Raw genomic sequence first — 17697 nt, forward strand, 5'->3', positions numbered from 1 at the left:
CGGAACCGCTACGACCAACGCACACATGAGTTAGAGGTTTCCGAGCAGATGGTCGGCCGAGCTCACCTTGAACTCGCCCGGTGCCTCGACGTTGAGCTGCTCAACCACGCCGTCGTTGACGACCATCGAATAACGCTGGCTGCGCGTGCCAAGCCCGAACTTCGAGCCGTCCATCGTCAGCCCGAGCCCTTCGGCGAAGTCGCCGTTGCCGTCGGCCAGCATCGTGATCGCGCCGGCATTGGTCGATTTGGACCATGCGCCCAGCACGAACGGGTCGTTGACCGAGGTGCAGACCACCTCGTCGATTCCCTTCGCCTTCAGCTCGTCACCCTTCTCGATGAAGCCGGGCAGGTGCTTGGCCGAGCACGTCGGCGTGAAGGCGCCCGGCACCGCGAACAGCGCGACCCGACGGCCCTTGAAATACTCCTCCGAATCGACCGCCTCCGGCCCGTTCTCGGTCGCCTTGACGAGGGTCGTTTTGGGCAGTTTGTCGCCGACGTTGATCGTCATATCGAATATCTCCTCACGCACGCGGACGGTGCGCCGCGCTGCTACGTTGCAAGCACGGGCGGCGTTTTCAAGCGTGGCGATGCGGCGCGCGGCGGACTAGAAGATGAAGCCATGGAAACCGCGACCTTTCTCACCGGCCAGTTCCTCCTCGCCATGCCCGGCATTTCGGACCCGCGTTTTGCCCAGGCCGTGATCGCGGTTTGCGCGCATGACGAGAAGGGCGCGGTCGGCATCGGGATCGGCGCGCGGATCGCCGGATTGGGGCTTCACGACGTGCTCAAGCAGGTCGAGATCGATCCCGGTGACGCGCCCGATGCGCCGATCCACTTTGGCGGCCCGGTCGAAACGCGGCGTGGATTCGTGCTCCATTCGCGCGACTGGGGCGGGCAGGATACGATCGACGTCGCGGGCAAATGGGCCCTTTCGGGCACGCTCGATGCCTTGCGTGCGATCGCCAGCGGCAAAGGGCCGTCGCGCTGGCTGGTCGCGTTGGGTTATGCGGGCTGGAGCGCGGGGCAGTTGGATGGCGAGATGACGCGCCACGGCTGGCTGAACGTCACCGACGACGATGCGATGCTGTTCGAGACTGACGCCGCCGACCGCTGGGCGCGCGGCTTCGCCGCAGCCGGGATTGATCCGCGACTGCTCGGCACCGAAAGCGGCCACGCCTGAGACTCTAGCGTTATCCGCGCGCAGGCTTCGGCTTGCCCTCGAAGATCGCGTCCTTAGCCTTGCCGATCCCGTGCAGCACCAGCCACCCCGTGGCATAGGTGAGCAACATCGGCGTCAGCGCGCGGATCGCGAACCCCGCGACGGCGCCGCCAAGCGCGCCGTCCAGCGTCGAATCGTCGCCGTCCGCACCGTCGATTGCACTGCCGATCGCCGCACCGATTATCGCGCTCAAAGCCATTTTTGTTTCCCCGAATTGCCGGCGTGAAAATCTCCACGCCGGACATAAGTTCCCTTCGGCGTGCCACGGATCAACTCGACTGAAGCATGGCCCGCTCACATATAAAGATATCTTTATATTTGTATTCGGCGCCTCATGCGGCTATGCGCTCGCTTATGCCGGCCGGTGATTGCGCCTTGGTCGGCGTCACAATTCTGGAGACCCGTTGTGGCCACCGTCCTCGATCGCCCCACCGCCAACGACTATGTCGTCGCTGACATCAGCCTCGCCGATTTCGGCCGCGCCGAGATCAACATTGCCGAAACCGAGATGCCGGGCCTGATGGCATTGCGCACCGAATTCGGTCCGTCGCAGCCGCTCAAGGGCGCGCGCATCACCGGCTCGCTCCACATGACGATCCAGACCGCGGTGCTGATCGAGACGCTGACTGCGCTCGGCGCCGATGTTCGCTGGGCGACCTGCAACATCTTCTCGACGCAGGACCACGCCGCCGCAGCCATCGCTGCGACCGGCGTGCCGGTGTTCGCGATCAAGGGCGAGAGCCTCGCGGATTATTGGGATTATGTCGGCGACATTTTCAACTGGGGTGCCGACGCCAACAGCGCGACGGCCGGCCAGACCGCCAACATCATCCTCGACGACGGCGGCGACGCCACGATGTTCGCACTCTGGGGTGCCAAGCTTGAAGCCGGCCACACGCTGGGCGAGCCCGAGAATGACGAGGAAGTCGAGTTCCAGCGCGCGCTCAAGGCATTCATTGCCAAGTATCCGGGCTATCTGACCGAGACGGTCAAGAACCTGAAGGGCGTCTCGGAAGAGACCACCACCGGCGTCCACCGCCTGTACGAGATCGCCAAGAAGGGCGAGCTGCCGTTCCCCGCGATCAACGTCAACGACTCGGTCACCAAGTCGAAGTTTGACAACCTCTACGGCTGCAAGGAATCGCTGGTCGACGCGATCCGTCGCGCAACCGACGTGATGCTCGCCGGCAAGGTCGCTTGCGTCGCCGGCTTCGGCGATGTCGGCAAGGGCTCGGCACAGTCGCTGCGTAACGGCGGCGCGCGTGTGATGGTCACTGAAGTCGATCCGATCTGCGCGCTGCAGGCGGCGATGGAGGGCTTCGAGGTCGTGACGATGGAAGAGGCGGTCACCCGCGCCGACATCTTCGTCACCGCGACGGGCAACGCCGACGTGATCACCGCCGATCATATCGCGGCGATGAAGCCGATGAGCATCGTGTGCAACATCGGCCACTTCGACAGCGAGATCCAGATCGCTGCCCTCTCCAACTACGAGTGGACCGAGGTGAAGCCAGGCACCGATCTGGTGAAGTTCCCGGACGGCAAGCAGATCATCATCCTCGCCAAGGGCCGCTTGGTGAACCTCGGCTGCGCGACCGGCCATCCGTCGTTCGTGATGTCGGCTTCGTTCACCAACCAGACGCTCGCGCAGATCGAGCTTTGGACCAAGTCCGAGAACTATAAGAACGAAGTGTACGTCCTGCCCAAGCACCTCGACGAGAAGGTCGCGGCGCTTCACCTTGAGAAGCTCGGCGTGAAGCTGTCGCAGCTCACCCCGAAGCAGGCCGGCTACATCGGCGTGCCGGTCGAAGGTCCGTTCAAGCCCGACCATTACCGCTACTGATCGGTCAGCGGTTGTAGGTTTGGAAAAGGGGGCGGGCCGCAAGGCTCGCCCCCCCTTTTTTGTCATGCCGGGCTTGTCCCGGCATCCACCGTGCCGCAAATCCAACGGTCGCTGGTTACACCGCACGGTGGATGCCGGCACAAGGCCGGTATGACGGCGCTAGTGCTAGTGCCGAGGCAATTACCCCGCCGCCTGCACCATCACCCGCTGCCCCTCGGCCTCGACGATCGCATCCTTCACCGCCGCAAGATACCCAGCCACATCGCCAGCACCCGACGGCACCGCCTGGCGCAGCGTGATGAAGCCGTGAATGTTGCCCACCGCCTCGCGATACGTCACCGGCACGCCCGCCAGCACAAGCGCTGCGGCATAGGCGCGGCCCTGGTCGCGGATCGGATCGAGGCTGGCGGTGATCACCACCGCCGGCGGCAGCCCGGTCAGCGCGCCGACCATCGGCGAACCGCGGAAATGCGTAAAATCCGCGCGATAATGATCGGCGAACCAGTTCATCGTCTCACGCGTCAGCAGGAAGCCATCGGCGAAATCGTCGAACGAGGGATATTCCTTGTTCATGTCCGCCGCCGGATAGATCGGCGCCTGGACGATCACCGGCACCGCGGCCGCATCGTCGCGCAGCGCCATCGCGGTGGTGATCGTCAGCGTGCCGCCCGCGCTGTCGCCCGACAGCACGAGGCTGGTGGCGGTCCGCCCCAGCTCCGCCGGGCTCGATGCGACCCAGCGCGCCGCCGCCTCGCAATCCTCCGGCGCAGCCGGCCACGGCGCTTCGGGCGCAAGCCGGTAATCGATCGACACCACTGGCAAATCGAGCTGCCGCGCCATTTCGGCGGTGAAGCTCGCATGCGTGTCGATATTGCCGATCACGAACCCGCCGCCGTGGAAGAACACCACAACCGGGCTGGGTTCGCGCGTCTCGCGCGGGTCGAACAGCCGCGCCGGGATGTCGCCGGCCGGGCCGGGGATGACGAGATCCTTGACCGTGCCAAGCGTGCCGACCGGCGGGTCGGCGATGTCCTTCATCGCGATATACATCGCGCGCGCGGCCTCGGCGGTGCCCTCATGCGTCTTGGGGCCGGGCACGGCGTTCAGGTAATCGAGGAACCCGCGCACGTCCGGGCGCACGAACGGGGCGGGCTTGGCGGCGGTCTCGGTGTCGCGGATCAGGGTGTCGGTCATGCGGCTCTCCTCAGCTGTGCTTTTGCAACCTATGGTGGCGCAGATGATCGCTGTCGTCCATCATCCCGATTACGTCGCGGTCTCCGCTGCGAAGTCGACCTACCGCTGGGGCAAGAACGGCGCGATCCGCGATCTGCTGCAGGCGGAGGGGCAGGGGATCGCCTGGCACACTCCTGATGCTGCACCCATCGGCTGGCTCGAGGCAGTCCATGATCCCGAGTATGTGGCCGAAGTGCTCGACGCCCGCGTCCCGCACGCGAAGGAACGCCGCATCGGCTTCCCCGTCACGCCGACCGTCGCGCAGCGCGCGCAGGTTGTCCCCGGGGGCACGTATCTTGCCGCGCAGCTCGCGTTACGCCACGGCTTCGCCGCCAACACCGCTGGCGGCAGCCACCATGCGCTCGCCGACACTGGCGCTGGCTATTGCGTCTTCAACGATCTCGCGGTCGCCGCGGTGCAACTCGCCGACCAGGGCTACCGCATCCTGATCGTTGACGTCGATGTCCACCAGGGTGACGGCACCGCCGCGCTCACCGCCGGCCGCCCGAACATCGCGACTTACTCGATTCATGCCGAGAAGAACTTCCCCGTCCGCAAGGCGCGCTCGACGCTTGACGTGCCGCTCCCGGACGGCATCGACGACGACAATTATTGTGCCGAACTCGAACGCACGCTCCCGCCGTTGCTCGCGAACTTCGCCCCCGATCTCATTCTCTACCAGGGCGGCGTCGATCCCTTTGCTGGAGATCGCCTCGGCCGCCTCGCGCTCACCGATGCCGGCCTTGCGCGGCGAGACCTGCTCGTCGCCCGGCTCGCGCTCGCCGCGCGCATCCCGCTCGCGAGCACCGTCGGCGGTGGCTATGGTGACGACGTGCTGGCGATCGCCCGCCGCCACGTTAACGTCATCCTGCGCCTCGGCCGTGCCTACGAAACCGCATGGTTTGCTGGGGAACGCGAGGTCAACGAGCACGCGGACGGTCAAAACCTGGTGTCCTACGCCGGGGCAAAGCGCGTATCCTCCCCGGAATGAAGACCGCCCTGCCTGAGACAGTAAGACGCGCACCGACTCCCCCTCTCCGCTCGCGGGGAGAGGGCAGGGGAGAGGGGCAGTCAAAGCCTGCTGCACACCCGCGCGACCTCCTCAACTTCCTCAACATTCGCCCAACAAGGCCAGCCTTATGAACGACTTGCCAGCCACCAGCGACTCGCTCCTCGCGCGCTCGCCCCGGCAGCGGAACCGCGCTGCGGCCAGCGGCGTAGTGCCGCGATGACCGCGCTCGTCTGGCTCCGCCAGGATCTCCGCCTCGAAGATCAGCCCGCACTTGTAGCCGCAGCAGCAGCCGGGGCGGTGATCCCGGTTTATGTCCTCGACGACGAGGCGCCCGGCGATTGGCGCATCGGCAGCGCGCAACGCTGGTGGCTGCATCACAGCCTCGCCGCACTCGATAAGTCGCTGCGCAAACACGGCAGCCGGCTCATCCTGCGCCGTGGCCCCGTCGTCGCGGCGCTGCGCACGATCGTTGACGAGACCGGCGCCGACGCAATCCACGCCATCCGCCATTACGAACCCTGGTGGCGCGCTGCGGAGGACGAACTCGGCGACCGCCTGACGTTGCACGACGGCAATCACTTGCGGCCGATGCGCGAGATCACAACCGGCGCCGGCGCGCCCTTCAAGGTGTTCTCGTCATTTTGGAAAGCGCTGTCCGCCACGCTCCCGCCCGAAGAACCGCTTGCCGCGCCGAGGGAGATCCCAGCACCCGAGAAGTGGCCCGCGAGCGACAAGCTCGACGATTGGCACTTGCTGCCGACGAAGCCGAACTGGGCCGGCGGCTTCGACATCTGGACTCCCGGCGAGGCCGGCGTCGCCGCTGCTCTCGAAGCGTTCGCCGACGTCGGCGCCGATTACGAGCATCAGCGCAACATGCCGTCGGTGGAGGGCACCTCGCGTTTCTCCCCGCATCTCCACCACGGCGAAGTGTCGCCGCGCCAGGTCTGGCATGCGCTCAGCGAGCGCGGCGTGCGCGATGCTGCGTTTGACCGTGAACTCGCCTGGCGCGACTTTACCTCCGGTGTCGTTCTGGCGATGCCGCGCTACGCCGACGAAAATGGCCGCCCGCGCTTCGATCGCTTGCCATGGCGCCGCGCGCCGGACGACCTGGAGGCATGGCAGCGTGGCCGCACCGGCTATCCGATCGTCGATGCCGGAATGCGGCAGCTCTGGGCGACCGGCTGGATGCACAACCGCGTTCGGATGATCGCCGCAAGCTTCCTCGTAAAGCATTTGCTGATCGACTGGCGCGAAGGCGAGCGGTGGTTCTGGGATACGCTGGTCGACGCCGATTACGGCAACAACAGTGTCAACTGGCAGTGGATCTCCGGCACCGGGGTCGATTCGAACATGTTCGGCCGCATCATGGCCCCGCTCGTCCAGTCCGAGAAGTTCGCCGCCGCCGACTATATCCGCCAGTGGGTGCCCGAGCTGCGCAAGCTGTCGGACGAAGCGATCCACGATCCCGAGACGGCCGGCTGTCGCCCTGCTTCCTATCCCCCGAAGATCATTGGTCATCGCGAGGCCCGTGAGCGCGCGCTCGCCGCCGGCCGCGAGGTGCGCTGACCCTCTTTCGCCAGACGCGTCGCAAGTGCATGAGCGCGATCGATGCATGGCATGGTCGAACATCCGGCGCCGGGAGGAAGATGGGCACGCCGCGTCGCCCCGCTGTACCATCGCATCCTCGATCGGATCGATGCCGGCCTCGAAGAAGGCGCGATCGAGGCAGCAGTGCCGGACGGCACCCGCCGACTAATCGGCGGTCGTCGCGACGGGCCCTTGGCGATCGTAACAATCGTCCGCTGGCGCGCACTGCGGCGGCTGATCACCGGCGGTTCGATCGGCTGGTACGAAGCATGGGCCGCCGGCGACTGGACCAGCCCCGATCCCGTACCGATCTTCGATCTGTTCATGCGCAACCGCACGATGCTGGGCAGCATCGCCCGCGCCAAGAGCGGCGCCCGGATCGCCGCGCGCGTGCTCCACCTGCTGCGCCGCAATGACCGCAGCAACGCCCGCCGCAACATCGCCGCGCACTATGATCTCGGCAACGACTTCTTCGAAGCCTGGCTCGATCCATCCATGACCTATTCCAGCGCATTGTTTGCCGGCAATGAGTCGCTCGAGCGCGCACAGCGGCGCAAGATCGACGCGATCCTCGATCGGGTCGCGGTGCCACCCGGCGGAATCTTACTCGAGATTGGCTGCGGCTGGGGCTCGCTCGCCGAAGCCGCCGCACGCCGCGGCCTCAAAGTGCGCGCGATCACGCTCGCCACCGAGCAGCAGCGAGTTGTCGCTGAGCGGACGCGCGGGCTGCCGGTCGCGGTGTCGCTCACCGATTATCGCGACGTGACCGGGCAATATGACGCGGTCGCCTCGGTCGAGATGGTCGAGTCGGTGGGCGAGCCGTTCTGGCGCGACTACCTGGCGGCGGTGGCGCGCGCGCTGAAGCCGGGTGGCCGAGCCGCGTTGCAGTTCATCAAGATCGCCGATGATGTCTGGCCGGCCTATTCCACCAACGTCGATTTCATCCAGGCGTTCGTGTTCCCCGGCGGCATGCTGATTCACGAACCGCGCTTCCGCGCGCTCGCCGCCGAAGCCGGGCTGACATGGCAGGATCGCCACGCCTTCGGTCAGGATTATGCCCAGACGCTGCGTCTGTGGCGGGAACAGTTCGAGGCCGCCGCCGCCGCTGGACGTCTGCCGGCGCGATTTGACCGCGGCTTCGTCGAACTGTGGCGCTATTACCTGATGTATTGCGAAGGTGGGTTCCGCGGGGGCGGAATCGATGTCGTCCAGATAACGATGAAGAGGGAGGGGTTATGAAGGGGTTCTTTTTGGGGGCGGCGTCCGCCGCGCTGTTGCTGGCCGGTTGCGCCGACATGCGGGCGAGTGGTGGTGCTCCGGCCGCGAACAGCCAGTCCAAGATGGCGGGCGTAGCCCTTACCGACGCCAACCGCGACAAGCTGCAACAGGTCGGCGCTGATGTGCTCTTCTGGTCGCAGGAACAGCGCGATCGCAACTTCCCCAACATGGAAGCGCTGTTCCCCGGTCGTGTCGTAAGTGCCAGCCGCAAGCCGAGCCCATTGCCCGCCGGGCTACCGCTGCCGGTACCAGCCGCTGAGATCGATGCCTTCATCGCCGCCAACAACGTCGCTGGGCTGATCGTGGTCCAGGACGGATCGGTCCGGCTGGAGCGGTATGCCCGCGGCCTGACGCGTGAGGGGCGGTGGACGAGCTTTTCGGTCGCCAAGTCGTTTACCTCAACGCTCGTCGGGGCGGCGATCCGCGATGGCTTCATCAAGTCCGTCGACGAGCCCGTCACCAAGTACATCCCGGATCTCGCCGGCAGTGGCTATGACGGGGTCACTATCGCGCAGCTGTTGACGATGACGTCGGGCGTGAAGTGGAACGAGGATTACACCGATCCGCAATCCGACGTAGCGCGCATGTTCTCGATCCCGGTCCCGCCGGGCATGGACCCGACAGTCGCCTACATGCGCACTTTGCCCCGTGAAACCGCGCCGGGCGCAAAATGGGTCTACAAGACCGGCGAGACGAATCTCATTGGCGTACTCGTCGGCAATGCTGTGAAGAAGCCGCTCGCGACATATCTCAGCGAAACGGTGTGGCGGCGCTTCGGTATGGAGCGCGACGCCTTCTGGATGGTCGATGGCAGCGGCAGGGAAGTCGCTGGCTGCTGCCTGTCGGTGTCGCTACGTGACTACGCGCGGATGGGGCAGCTGGCGCTTCAGGGCGGCGCAGGGATCGTGCAGCCGGGCTGGTTCGCCGACGCGACCAAGCCGCATGCGCCAACCGAGCGCCCGGACTTCGGCTATGGTTATCAGTGGTGGACCTATCCCGAGAGCCGATTCGGCGGGCAGGGGATTTTCGGTCAAAGCATCACCGTCGATCCTGCATCGCGTACGGTGATCGCGATGGTCAGTGCATGGCCCAAAGCCACCGATTCCGCGCTGTCACGCGCGCGGCTCGCGTTTCTGGAGAAGCTGTTTGTGGCGGCGAAGGGACGGTGAATCTTAGACGGGGCGTCAGCGCTCGACGCGCTCAAAATGCCCCGTCTCGAAGCCGGAGATGGCCAGCGCGGTGATCCGGTCTGCTATAACCTCGGGCGGCTTCACCGAGGCAGGATCCTCGCCGGGATAGGCGCGAGCGCGCATCTTGGTGCGCGTCGCACCCGGATCTAGGATCATTGTGCGAATGGAGCTGATCTCACCCACTTCGTCGCCATAAGCCCCCAGCAACGTCTCGAAAGCCGCCTTGGAAGCCCCGTAAGCCCCCCAATAAGCCCTAGGATGCCGCCCGACCGAGGAGGTGACGCCTATGACCTTACCCGCCGCCGACCGCCGCAGCATTGGGTCGAAGGCCTGGATCAGCGCCGCTTGCGCAGACACGTTGAGCGTCAAGACGGCCGCAAGTTCCTTCGCATCGATCGCCGGAACCGCCGCCAGAGTGCCGAGCGTTCCAGCATTAAGCACTAAGATATCAAGCGCTTGCCACCGCCCGCCGATTGCGGCGCCCAAACGTGCAATGGCGTCATTCTCGGTCAGGTCGAGCGGAGCGATCGTCGCGGAGCCGCCGGCATCAAAGATCGTCTGCTCGACCTCTTCCAGCGCCTTGGCGGTGCGCGCAGTGACGATGACGTGCGCACCCTGCGATCCCAAAGCGATCGCGGTCGCGGCGCCGATCCCGCGGCTCGCGCCCGTGACGAGGGCGAGCTGATTTTCCAAAGGCTTAGTCACGATCGTCATCCTGGACATGTTGCGGCAGAAGTGGCCGCGGTTACGCTACCCGCTCTTCCAGCATGGCGAATTGATCGACCTCCGCGGAATCATCGTGATCGGTCAGCGTGGTAGGATAGTCGCCCGTAAAGCACGCGTCGCAATGACCCGGACGGATATCGGCACGCTTCGCTTGTCCAAGCGCCTTGTAGAGCCCGTCGATGCTGACGAACGACAGGCTGTCGGCATGGATGAAGTCGGTCATCGCGCCCAGATTGTGCGTCGCGGCCAGTAGCTTAGCGCGCTCGGGCGTGTCGACGCCGTAGAAGCAGCTGTGTTTGGTGGGGGGGCTGGCGATTCGCATATGAACCTCCGCCGCGCCGGCCTCGCGCATCATTTGCACGATCTTGAGGCTGGTCGTGCCGCGGACGATCGAATCGTCGACCAGGATGACGCGCTTGCCCTTGATCAGCGCGCGATTGGCGTTGTGCTTCAGCTTCACGCCGAGGTGGCGGACCTTGTCGCCGGGTTGGATAAAGGTGCGGCCGACATAGTGCGAGCGGATGATGCCTAGCTCGAACGGGATCCCGCTTTCCTGGGCATAACCGATCGCTGCGGGCACGCCCGAATCGGGCACCGGGATGACTAGATCGGCATCGACCGGCGATTCGAGTGCCAGTTGCTGGCCGATCGCCTTGCGCACCGAATAGACCGACTGATCGTCGACGATCGAATCGGGTCGAGAAAAATAGACCCATTCAAAGATACATGGCCGCGGCGCGATGGGTGTGAACGGGCGGATCGAGCGGATCTCGGTACCTTGTACGATCACCAGTTCGCCCGGTTCGACCGAGCGCTCGAACTCGGCGCCGACGACGTCGAGCGCGACGGTTTCACTGGCGAAGATCACTGCATCGCCGAGCCTGCCCATCACGAGCGGGCGGATGCCGAGCGGATCGCGGCAGGCGATCATGCCCTCCGGCGTCATCACTATCAGCGCATAGGCGCCTTCTACTTGCTTCAGCGCATCGATGAAGCGATCAAGCAACGTGCGGTAGTTCGACGTGGCGACGAGGTGGATGATCGTCTCGGTATCGCTAGTCGACTGAAAGATCGAGCCGCGGCGGATCAGCTCGCGGCGGACCTTCATGGCATTGGAAATATTGCCATTATGCGCGATCGCGAAGCCGCCGCTCGCCAGTTCGGCATACAGTGGCTGGACATTGCGCAGCGCGGTCTCGCCGGTCGTGGAATAGCGGACGTGGCCGCAGGCGACTTCGCCGGGCAGGCCGCCAATGACCGCCTCGCTATCAAAGTTGCCGGCGACGTGGCCCATCGCCTTGCGCGTGTGGAAATCATGGCCGTCAAAGCTAGTGATTCCAGCGGCTTCCTGACCGCGGTGCTGCAGCGCGTGGAGGCCGAGCGCGACGAGCGCAGCAGCCCCCTCGGAGCCGGAAACTCCGAAGATGCCGCACTCCTCGTGCAGATGATCGTCGTCGAACGGATTGGTTGTCAGCATAGCGTCGGGGCCCGCATCGTGCGCCGTCGATATAGCGGCTGTCGCTGAATTGTCATGGGGTGGTTTTGGAAAGTGGCGGCTTTGCGGGGGAAAACCGGGGATTAAATTGAACATGCGACTCTGAAAAACTACCGTGCGCGTGCGGTTCTCGGGGCGCCAAGGGGATTGTTCGCCGTACACTGCAACACGCGGCCCGACGCGAGCGTGGACGCCGCGGTCTGGTGATTGTCGGGATAGAAATAATGGTCGGCGATCATGCTGCCGGCGATGCCACCGACCAGACCGACCGCGATGATGATCCAGCCGGGGGGTGTCGCGACCAAAAGGCCAGCGCCGACCATCACCAGCCCCGCCGCGACTTCCGCGCCGATGATGCCGCCGGCGATTCCCACGGCGTGGCGTTGCGCGACCGCGCCGCGCTGATTCGCCGGCGCGCGCCAGATGTCGTGCGCGGTCACGCCGAGCCCAGCGACGGCAAGCACCCCCCCGCCGCCACGCAGGATGCGCGCACCGCGCGCGACCGATGCGTTGAAGCCGGGGTTCGAGCGAGTCGCGGAACCGATGATGTAGTTGTTGGCGGCGACGCCGGTGCGGCCGGCGCGGGCGTTGCGGGTCAACAGATTATCGTAGGTGCGGCCGCCCCAGCCGTAGACCCGCCAATCGCGCAGCTCGAGCCCGAGCCCAGTGACTGGCGTGGGGATACGCCAGATCCTCGCTGTCCGCGTGCGCTCTGCTGAACCCCAGCGCGCGAGCGTCTCCAATTGCGCGGGCGTCGCTCCGGTGCCGAGCGCCTGGCGACGCTGTAGGATCTGCCGCTCGACGCCTTCGAGGTTGCGCTTGTAGCCATTGCGTAGCGGTTCGAGGACGCTGCCATAGGCCACGCCGCCGACGGTGCCGTTGCCGATGCTGTTGAGCAGCGCATAAGCCTCCTCTCGAGTCGAGGCAGGCACGCGCATTCGGACCGGGCGGGTGCCGGGGGACAGCAGCACGTCGATCTCGACGGTCCGGATGCTTTGCGTCAGTGGCGGTGCGCTGGCCATGTCAGTCGATCCGGGGAAAATCGTCGATGTGCGCGACTGTCTCGCGAACTGCCGTGCGCGTCAATTCGGCATAGGCCGCCGGGGTGACGATCGCGACGCCATCGCGCGTGCCGCGAAAGGCGGTGGGCCGCGACATTAGCCAGAGGATCGCCTTGTCGCCGATGGGTGCGGCGAGCCGCTGATCGCGCAGAAGTACATCGAGCATCGGGCAATCGGCGCGTGCGGCGACGACCTGATCGGGGCCAGTGATCGCCCACCAGCCTTCGTCGGCAGGGCCGTACGCTTCGCCGATCCGGACGAAGTCGATCGCGCGGGCGGCGGCGAGGTCTATATCGATCGCGGCTGCGGCGGGCCGGGCAAGGCGCAGGACGCCAGCGGCGGGCGTGCTTGCCTCCGCCAGCTTCTGCGTGCCGAACAAGCCCATCGCGCGCCCCTTCCGCGGCCATTCATGCCACAGTGCGCCGCCGATTGCTTGCGCCGATCTTGCGGTTGTAGGGCTCTCGCATAAGCCCGTGTCACCCCGGCTCAAGGCCGGGGTGACGAGGTTTGTGGGATGCCGCGTGAATTATGCGATTGAGCGGGGGCTGTTGGGAGTGAGTATGACCGATCCGCGCGAAAGTGGCCTCGTCCTCGATCCCAGATATGATGCCGCGGGGCTGGTGACTGCTGTCGTCACAGATGGCGGCTCCGGCGAGGTGCTGATGGTGGCGCATATGAATGCCGAGGCGCTGGCGGCGACACGCGCGACGGGGAAGGCGACCTTCTGGTCGCGCAGCCGCGGCGCGCTTTGGGTGAAGGGCGAGACTTCGGGCAATGTGCTTCACGTCCGCGAGCTGCGGATCGACTGCGATCAGGACGCGGTGTGGGTGATCGCGACGCCGGATGGGCCAGCCTGCCACACCGGCGCGCGATCGTGTTTCTACCGCCGTATCGTCGCGGACGGGTTGGAGGCGGTGGATTGATCCTTCGCCTCGCCGCTTCACTGCTGCTGGTGCTTGGCGCTTGCGATCAAACGCCAAGCGGCGCGCCCGCGCCGGTTGCGACGGGCGCAGGCGCATCGCTGGAGCGTGCCGCGGTGGAAGCGGGGATCGTGGCGGATCCCAAGGCGATCGATCCCGTCGGTGCCTATGCCTCGGACACCGATCGCCTGTGCCTGACCGCGAATGAAGACGCCTATCGGATCGGCGCCAGCATCGATTATGGCGAAGGGCAGGGCTGCCTTGCGCGCGGTACAGCCAAAGGTCGCGAGACGCTGCGGATCGACTTCGGCGCGGACTGTCAGTTCGATGCTTCGTTCGAAGGCGAGCGGGTCACCTTTCCGGCGATTGTGCCGACAGCATGCGAGCGGCGCTGCACCGGCCGCGCGTCATTTTCGGCGCTCACCGCGCAACGGCTGAGCGGTGCGGCGGCCGAAGCGCGCGCGATGCGCGGCCCTGACGGCGAGCCGCTCTGCGGTTGACGTTCACGTAAGCGGAACCTATTTATTAGGCGATGTCGGTTGCCGCAGCCTTTGACTCGATCCCGCCGCGCGAGGATCGTTCGCACTTCACCATCACCGATCTTGCGTCCGAATTCGGCGTCACGCCGCGCGCGCTGCGCTTCTACGAGGACGAGGGGCTGATCGCACCGGGACGGCGCGGGACGAGCCGGATTTATTCGCATCGCGATCGTGCGCGGCTCGCCTGGATCCTGCGCGGCAAGCGCGTCGGCTTCAGCCTGGGCGAGATCCGCGAGATGGTCGATCTGTACGACATTGGTGACGGCCGCCACACGCAACGCGCGGTGACGGTGGCGCGCTGCCGCGCGCGGATCGACGCGCTCGAAGCGCAGAAGCGCGACATCGATGCTGCGATCGCCGAACTCGACCAATTTCTCAGCTTACTCGATCAATCCAAGGATTAATCATGCCACAATATACCCCGCCGATCCGCGACACGCGCTTCGTGCTCGAACATGTCGTCGGCCTCAGCGGCCACGCCAACGTGCCCGGCTTCGCTGCCGCAACCCCCGACACGGTGGACGCGGTGCTGGAAGAAGGCGGCCGCTTCGTTGCCGAGGTGCTGTTCCCGATCAACCAGTCGGGCGACCAGGAAGGCTGCACACGGCACGAGGACGGATCGGTGACGACGCCCAAGGGCTTCAAGGAAGCCTATAAGCAGTTCGTCGAATCCGGCTGGGGCACGCTGTCGGCGCCCGAGCAGTACGGCGGTCAGGGAATGCCGCACGTCGTGTCGACGGCGTTCCAGGAATATATGATCTCCGCCAATATGGCGTTCGCGATGTATCCGGGCCTCGCGCATGGCGCGATCGCGGCGCTGATCGCGAAGGGATCGCCCGAGCAGCAGGCGCTGTATCTGCCCAAGATGGTGTCGGGCGAGTGGGGCGGTACGATGAACCTGACCGAGCCGCAGTGCGGCACCGATCTGGGGCTGATCCGCACCCGCGCCGAGCCGCAGGCGGATGGATCGTACAAGCTCACCGGCACCAAGATCTTCATCTCGGCCGGCGAGCACGACCTGACCGACAATATCATCCACCTGGTGCTGGCCAAGACGCCGGGTGCGCCGGAAAGCTCGAAGGGGATCAGCCTGTTCGTGGTGCCCAAGGTGCTGGTGAACGCCGATGGCTCGCTGGGTGAGCGCAATGCCGTCACCTGCGGCTCGATCGAGCACAAGATGGGTATCCATGGCAATTCGACGTGCCTGCTCAACTATGACGGCGCGACCGGCTGGCTCGTCGGCGAGGAGATGAAGGGCCTCGCGGCGATGTTCATCATGATGAACGCCGCGCGGCTCGGTGTGGGCTTGCAGGGCCTAGGTGTTGCCGAGACAGCGTACCAGAATGCTGTCCAGTACGCCGAGGATCGCCGCCAGGGTCGTGCGCTGACCGGCACGGCCGAGCCGGACGAGAAGGCGGATACGCTGTTCGTCCACCCGGACGTGCGGCGGATGCTGATGAACGCCAAGGCGTGGACCGAGGGGCTGCGCGCACTGTGCCTGTGGGGCGCGTTGCAGGTCGATCTGGAGCATAATGCGCCCGACGATGCGGCGCGGCAGGAAGCGGCGGACCTGATCGGTCTGCTGACCCCGGTGATCAAGGGCGTCGGCACCGACAAGGGCTATCAGATCGCGACCGACGCGCAGCAGGTGTATGGCGGCCACGGCTACATCCAGGAATGGGGGATGGAGCAGTACGTGCGCGATGCGCGGATCGCGATGATCTACGAAGGCACCAACGGCATCCAGGCGATGGATCTCGTGGGGCGCAAGCTCGCGATGAATGGCGGGCGTGCGGTGCAGCTGTTCTTCATGGTGGTGGCGGAGGAATGTGCCGCGGCGAAGGGCGGTGCGGCGGGCGAAATCGCGACGCGGCTCGAGAAGGCGCTGGGCGAGCTTCAGGCGTCGACGATGTGGTTCATGAGCAACATCGCCAATCCGAACAACATCGGCGCTGGCGCAGTGCCGTACATGCATTTGATGGGCGTGGTTGCGGTGGGGCTGATGTGGCTGCGGATGGCGGTTGCAGCGGCGGCGTTGAAGGACGCCGGTGAGGGCGACGTGGCGTTCCTCGACGCGAAGCTGATGACGGCGCGGTTCTTTGCCGAGCGCGTGTTGCCGGAGGCGGGTTCGTATCGCCGGCAGATCGAGGGTGGCGCCGAGGCGGTGATGGCGCTGCCGGTGGAGATGTTCCGGGCGGCGTGAGGCGATCGCGTCAGCCGGGGTTCCGCTACTACCTGCATCGATGGTGGAAGAAGCGGGATCCCGGATCAAGTCCGGGATGACGGGGTAGGCGACGGAAGCCTCACTCTACGCCGGTCATGTTCCCGACCGGCGCCTCGGCCGCCTTGCGGCGGACGCCGTCGAGTTCCGCCGGCGCTTCCGCGGCGACGGGCGCGGGGGTCGCGCGGATCGCGAAGCGTTTCATGCAGGGCGTGCGCTGCTTGAATTCGGTGCAGTTCCACAAGGTCCGCTCGAGGCCGCTCTGGCGATCGCGGATGTAGCTGAATGACATGGCGTTCATCTGATCGGGGTTGAGCGGCATGGTGAAGGCCATACCGTCGGGCTCGGTCCAGCCCATGAACTTGCAGCGCTCGCGATTGGCGCAGGCGGCGAGCGCCATGCCGGCATAGGTATCGGCCTGCGCGGGGTTGAGCATCGTCAGGAAGGTGTTCTGGTCGCTGGCGAGCGGCAGCGGGGTGCGGCCGAAGAAGGGGGTCGCCTCGACGATCGCGGCATCGGCGTCGGCGAGCGCGGCGCCCATGCGGTGCGCGGGGGAGAGCATCGCGAGCTTCCCGATCGGCAATTCGCCGGGCTGCGGGATGCGGTTGAACGCGGGGGCGGTGCCCCACCAGCCGGTCCAGCGGAAGAACAAATGGGTGTTCACCTCTGCGATCTTGTCGAGGCTGGAACTCCAGTATGGCACCACCCAGTCGGTGTGGTAGTGCGTTGCCCAGCCGACCTTCTTTTCGACCTCGCCGCGCAGCGCGCGCGTGGCGACGTCGCGCGCGCGGCTCCAGGCGGCGGGGGAGGGAATGCGGGCGAGCGCGCCGTCGCAGGTGAAGGTGAACTGGCAGCCAGTGCTGCGCTCCGAGCCCTGGAAGACGACGCCGCATACCGTCTTGGGGAAGGCGGGGTGGCGCAGGCGATTGAGGACGACCTGCGCGACCGGGCGCTGGCCGACCGCATCGTCGCCGGCCTCGTAATAGACCGCGGCGGCCAGGCAGTCGGTCGCGCGGGCGAAATCCTCCGCGCCGCCGACGAAGCGGAATGGGCGTGCGGGCGGGACGGGGCCAGTGATGAACGGCACCTTGGCGTTGATCGAGCGCGCGTCGGCAGGCGCGATCGCGGCATATTCGACCGGCTCGACCGGAGGGAGTTCCTTGGCCGTCACGACACGCTTCGCGGGCAGCGTGGAGGCGATGCCGGTGGGCTGGCGCACCTGCGGCACGAGATGCGTGACGACGAGCGGTAGCGCAATCGCGACGAGCGCGATGACGGCGAGGATGAGGTGGAGTGGGCGGAGATTTGTCACGGCGGCGGCGCTTAGCGTACTTCGCGGGTCCGGCGAAGGGCGGGTCCAGTGACGGGCGT

18 protein-coding genes are annotated in these 17697 nt (G+C 66.1%); 10 read left to right on the plus strand and 8 right to left on the minus strand.

Translation table 11 applies throughout. From position 1 onward, the window contains the following. Nucleotides 1-30: 30 nt before the first annotated feature. On the minus strand, nucleotides 31-510 hold the full coding sequence (locus tag LLW23_RS14430) for a peroxiredoxin (RefSeq protein WP_228946191.1): 480 nt from the start codon (nucleotides 508-510) through the stop codon (nucleotides 31-33). A 111-nt stretch (nucleotides 511-621) separates the two neighbouring features. Here LLW23_RS14430 and LLW23_RS14435 point away from each other — a divergent pair, with 111 nt between their 5' ends. Further along, nucleotides 622-1182, plus strand: a complete 561-nt coding sequence (locus LLW23_RS14435) for a YqgE/AlgH family protein (RefSeq protein ID WP_228946192.1) — start codon at nucleotides 622-624, stop codon at nucleotides 1180-1182. Between the two features lie 10 nt (nucleotides 1183-1192). Here LLW23_RS14435 and LLW23_RS14440 read toward each other — a convergent pair whose 3' ends face one another. Beyond that, entirely contained in the window at nucleotides 1193-1420 is a 228-nt protein-coding gene (locus LLW23_RS14440) for a hypothetical protein (RefSeq protein ID WP_228946193.1), read from the minus strand. A gap of 207 nt (nucleotides 1421-1627) precedes the next feature. Between LLW23_RS14440 and ahcY the strand changes: the two genes are divergently transcribed. After that, the gene (ahcY, locus tag LLW23_RS14445; RefSeq protein WP_228946194.1) at nucleotides 1628-3064 is read left to right on the plus strand and encodes an adenosylhomocysteinase; all 1437 of its coding nucleotides are present in this window, start codon (nucleotides 1628-1630) and stop codon (nucleotides 3062-3064) included. Between the two features lie 180 nt (nucleotides 3065-3244). Here ahcY and LLW23_RS14450 read toward each other — a convergent pair whose 3' ends face one another. Beyond that, nucleotides 3245-4258, minus strand: coding sequence for an alpha/beta hydrolase (locus LLW23_RS14450; protein ID WP_228946195.1), 1014 nt, complete (start codon nucleotides 4256-4258; stop codon nucleotides 3245-3247). Between the two features lie 43 nt (nucleotides 4259-4301). On the opposite strand from LLW23_RS14450, the gene LLW23_RS14455 reads away from it, so the two are divergent. From LLW23_RS14455 to LLW23_RS14470, 4 genes are all read left to right on the plus strand, one after another. Beyond that, complete coding sequence (locus LLW23_RS14455) at nucleotides 4302-5288, plus strand: histone deacetylase family protein (RefSeq protein WP_228946196.1); 987 nt, start codon at nucleotides 4302-4304, stop codon at nucleotides 5286-5288. Nucleotides 5289-5525: 237 nt separating this feature from the next. Continuing rightward, entirely contained in the window at nucleotides 5526-6875 is a 1350-nt protein-coding gene (locus LLW23_RS14460) for a cryptochrome/photolyase family protein (RefSeq protein WP_228946197.1), read from the plus strand. 51 nt (nucleotides 6876-6926) lie between these two features. Continuing rightward, nucleotides 6927-8135 carry an SAM-dependent methyltransferase gene (locus LLW23_RS14465; protein ID WP_228946198.1) on the plus strand — a complete coding sequence of 403 codons (1209 nt, stop codon included), beginning with the start codon at nucleotides 6927-6929 and terminating at the stop codon, nucleotides 8133-8135. Further along, complete coding sequence (locus LLW23_RS14470) at nucleotides 8132-9343, plus strand: serine hydrolase domain-containing protein (protein WP_228946199.1); 1212 nt, start codon at nucleotides 8132-8134, stop codon at nucleotides 9341-9343. The genes LLW23_RS14465 and LLW23_RS14470 overlap by 4 nt, the downstream gene beginning before the upstream one ends. A gap of 15 nt (nucleotides 9344-9358) precedes the next feature. On the opposite strand, the gene LLW23_RS14475 is transcribed toward LLW23_RS14470, so the two are convergent. From LLW23_RS14475 to LLW23_RS14490, 4 genes are all read right to left on the minus strand, one after another. Next, nucleotides 9359-10078: an SDR family NAD(P)-dependent oxidoreductase gene (locus tag LLW23_RS14475; RefSeq protein ID WP_228946200.1), complete on the minus strand. Its 720-nt coding sequence runs from the start codon at nucleotides 10076-10078 to the stop codon at nucleotides 9359-9361. 31 nt (nucleotides 10079-10109) lie between these two features. Further along, nucleotides 10110-11567, minus strand: coding sequence for an amidophosphoribosyltransferase (gene purF, locus LLW23_RS14480; RefSeq protein ID WP_228946201.1), 1458 nt, complete (start codon nucleotides 11565-11567; stop codon nucleotides 10110-10112). Nucleotides 11568-11695: 128 nt separating this feature from the next. Beyond that, nucleotides 11696-12607, minus strand: a complete 912-nt coding sequence (locus LLW23_RS14485) for a hypothetical protein (RefSeq protein WP_228946202.1) — start codon at nucleotides 12605-12607, stop codon at nucleotides 11696-11698. A 1-nt stretch (nucleotide 12608) separates the two neighbouring features. Further along, a complete protein-coding gene (locus LLW23_RS14490) occupies nucleotides 12609-13031 on the minus strand; it encodes a hypothetical protein (RefSeq protein WP_228946203.1) in 423 nt (140 codons plus the stop codon). A gap of 175 nt (nucleotides 13032-13206) precedes the next feature. Here LLW23_RS14490 and hisI point away from each other — a divergent pair, with 175 nt between their 5' ends. From hisI to LLW23_RS14510, 4 genes are read left to right on the plus strand one after another with little or no spacing between them, the layout of a single operon-like run. Continuing rightward, complete coding sequence (gene hisI, locus LLW23_RS14495) at nucleotides 13207-13569, plus strand: phosphoribosyl-AMP cyclohydrolase (RefSeq protein WP_228946204.1); 363 nt, start codon at nucleotides 13207-13209, stop codon at nucleotides 13567-13569. Next, nucleotides 13566-14066 (plus strand): hypothetical protein, encoded by a 501-nt coding sequence (locus LLW23_RS14500; RefSeq protein WP_228946205.1) that lies wholly within the window; start codon nucleotides 13566-13568, stop codon nucleotides 14064-14066. Before hisI ends, LLW23_RS14500 begins: the two co-directional genes overlap by 4 nt. A gap of 32 nt (nucleotides 14067-14098) precedes the next feature. Beyond that, a complete protein-coding gene (locus LLW23_RS14505; protein WP_228946206.1) occupies nucleotides 14099-14509 on the plus strand; it encodes a MerR family transcriptional regulator in 411 nt (136 codons plus the stop codon). 2 nt (nucleotides 14510-14511) lie between these two features. After that, the gene (locus tag LLW23_RS14510) at nucleotides 14512-16308 is read left to right on the plus strand and encodes an acyl-CoA dehydrogenase C-terminal domain-containing protein (protein WP_228946207.1); all 1797 of its coding nucleotides are present in this window, start codon (nucleotides 14512-14514) and stop codon (nucleotides 16306-16308) included. A gap of 100 nt (nucleotides 16309-16408) precedes the next feature. Here LLW23_RS14510 and LLW23_RS14515 read toward each other — a convergent pair whose 3' ends face one another. Beyond that, nucleotides 16409-17638 carry a cell wall hydrolase gene (locus LLW23_RS14515; RefSeq protein WP_228946208.1) on the minus strand — a complete coding sequence of 410 codons (1230 nt, stop codon included), beginning with the start codon at nucleotides 17636-17638 and terminating at the stop codon, nucleotides 16409-16411. Nucleotides 17639-17697: the final 59 nt, after the last annotated feature.

The sequence above is a fragment of the Sphingomonas radiodurans genome, from assembly GCF_020866845.1.
GTDB lineage: Bacteria > Pseudomonadota > Alphaproteobacteria > Sphingomonadales > Sphingomonadaceae > Sphingomonas > Sphingomonas radiodurans.

What these genes read in the sequence shown, in the direction of transcription:
- LLW23_RS14430 (WP_228946191.1), bottom strand. Translation starts at nt 510, where the DNA reads ATGACGATCAACGTCGGCGACAAACTGCCCAAAACGACCCTCGTCAAG.
- LLW23_RS14435 (WP_228946192.1), top strand. Translation starts at nt 622, where the DNA reads ATGGAAACCGCGACCTTTCTCACCGGCCAGTTCCTCCTCGCCATGCCC.
- LLW23_RS14440 (WP_228946193.1), bottom strand. Translation starts at nt 1,420, where the DNA reads ATGGCTTTGAGCGCGATAATCGGTGCGGCGATCGGCAGTGCAATCGAC.
- LLW23_RS14450 (WP_228946195.1), bottom strand. Translation starts at nt 4,258, where the DNA reads ATGACCGACACCCTGATCCGCGACACCGAGACCGCCGCCAAGCCCGCC.
- LLW23_RS14455 (WP_228946196.1), top strand. Translation starts at nt 4,302, where the DNA reads ATGATCGCTGTCGTCCATCATCCCGATTACGTCGCGGTCTCCGCTGCG.
- LLW23_RS14460 (WP_228946197.1), top strand. Translation starts at nt 5,526, where the DNA reads ATGACCGCGCTCGTCTGGCTCCGCCAGGATCTCCGCCTCGAAGATCAG.
- LLW23_RS14465 (WP_228946198.1), top strand. Translation starts at nt 6,927, where the DNA reads ATGGTCGAACATCCGGCGCCGGGAGGAAGATGGGCACGCCGCGTCGCC.
- LLW23_RS14470 (WP_228946199.1), top strand. Translation starts at nt 8,132, where the DNA reads ATGAAGGGGTTCTTTTTGGGGGCGGCGTCCGCCGCGCTGTTGCTGGCC.
- LLW23_RS14475 (WP_228946200.1), bottom strand. Translation starts at nt 10,078, where the DNA reads ATGACGATCGTGACTAAGCCTTTGGAAAATCAGCTCGCCCTCGTCACG.
- purF (WP_228946201.1), bottom strand. Translation starts at nt 11,567, where the DNA reads ATGCTGACAACCAATCCGTTCGACGACGATCATCTGCACGAGGAGTGC.
- LLW23_RS14485 (WP_228946202.1), bottom strand. Translation starts at nt 12,607, where the DNA reads ATGGCCAGCGCACCGCCACTGACGCAAAGCATCCGGACCGTCGAGATC.
- LLW23_RS14490 (WP_228946203.1), bottom strand. Translation starts at nt 13,031, where the DNA reads ATGGGCTTGTTCGGCACGCAGAAGCTGGCGGAGGCAAGCACGCCCGCC.
- hisI (WP_228946204.1), top strand. Translation starts at nt 13,207, where the DNA reads ATGACCGATCCGCGCGAAAGTGGCCTCGTCCTCGATCCCAGATATGAT.
- LLW23_RS14505 (WP_228946206.1), top strand. Translation starts at nt 14,099, where the DNA reads ATGTCGGTTGCCGCAGCCTTTGACTCGATCCCGCCGCGCGAGGATCGT.
- LLW23_RS14510 (WP_228946207.1), top strand. Translation starts at nt 14,512, where the DNA reads ATGCCACAATATACCCCGCCGATCCGCGACACGCGCTTCGTGCTCGAA.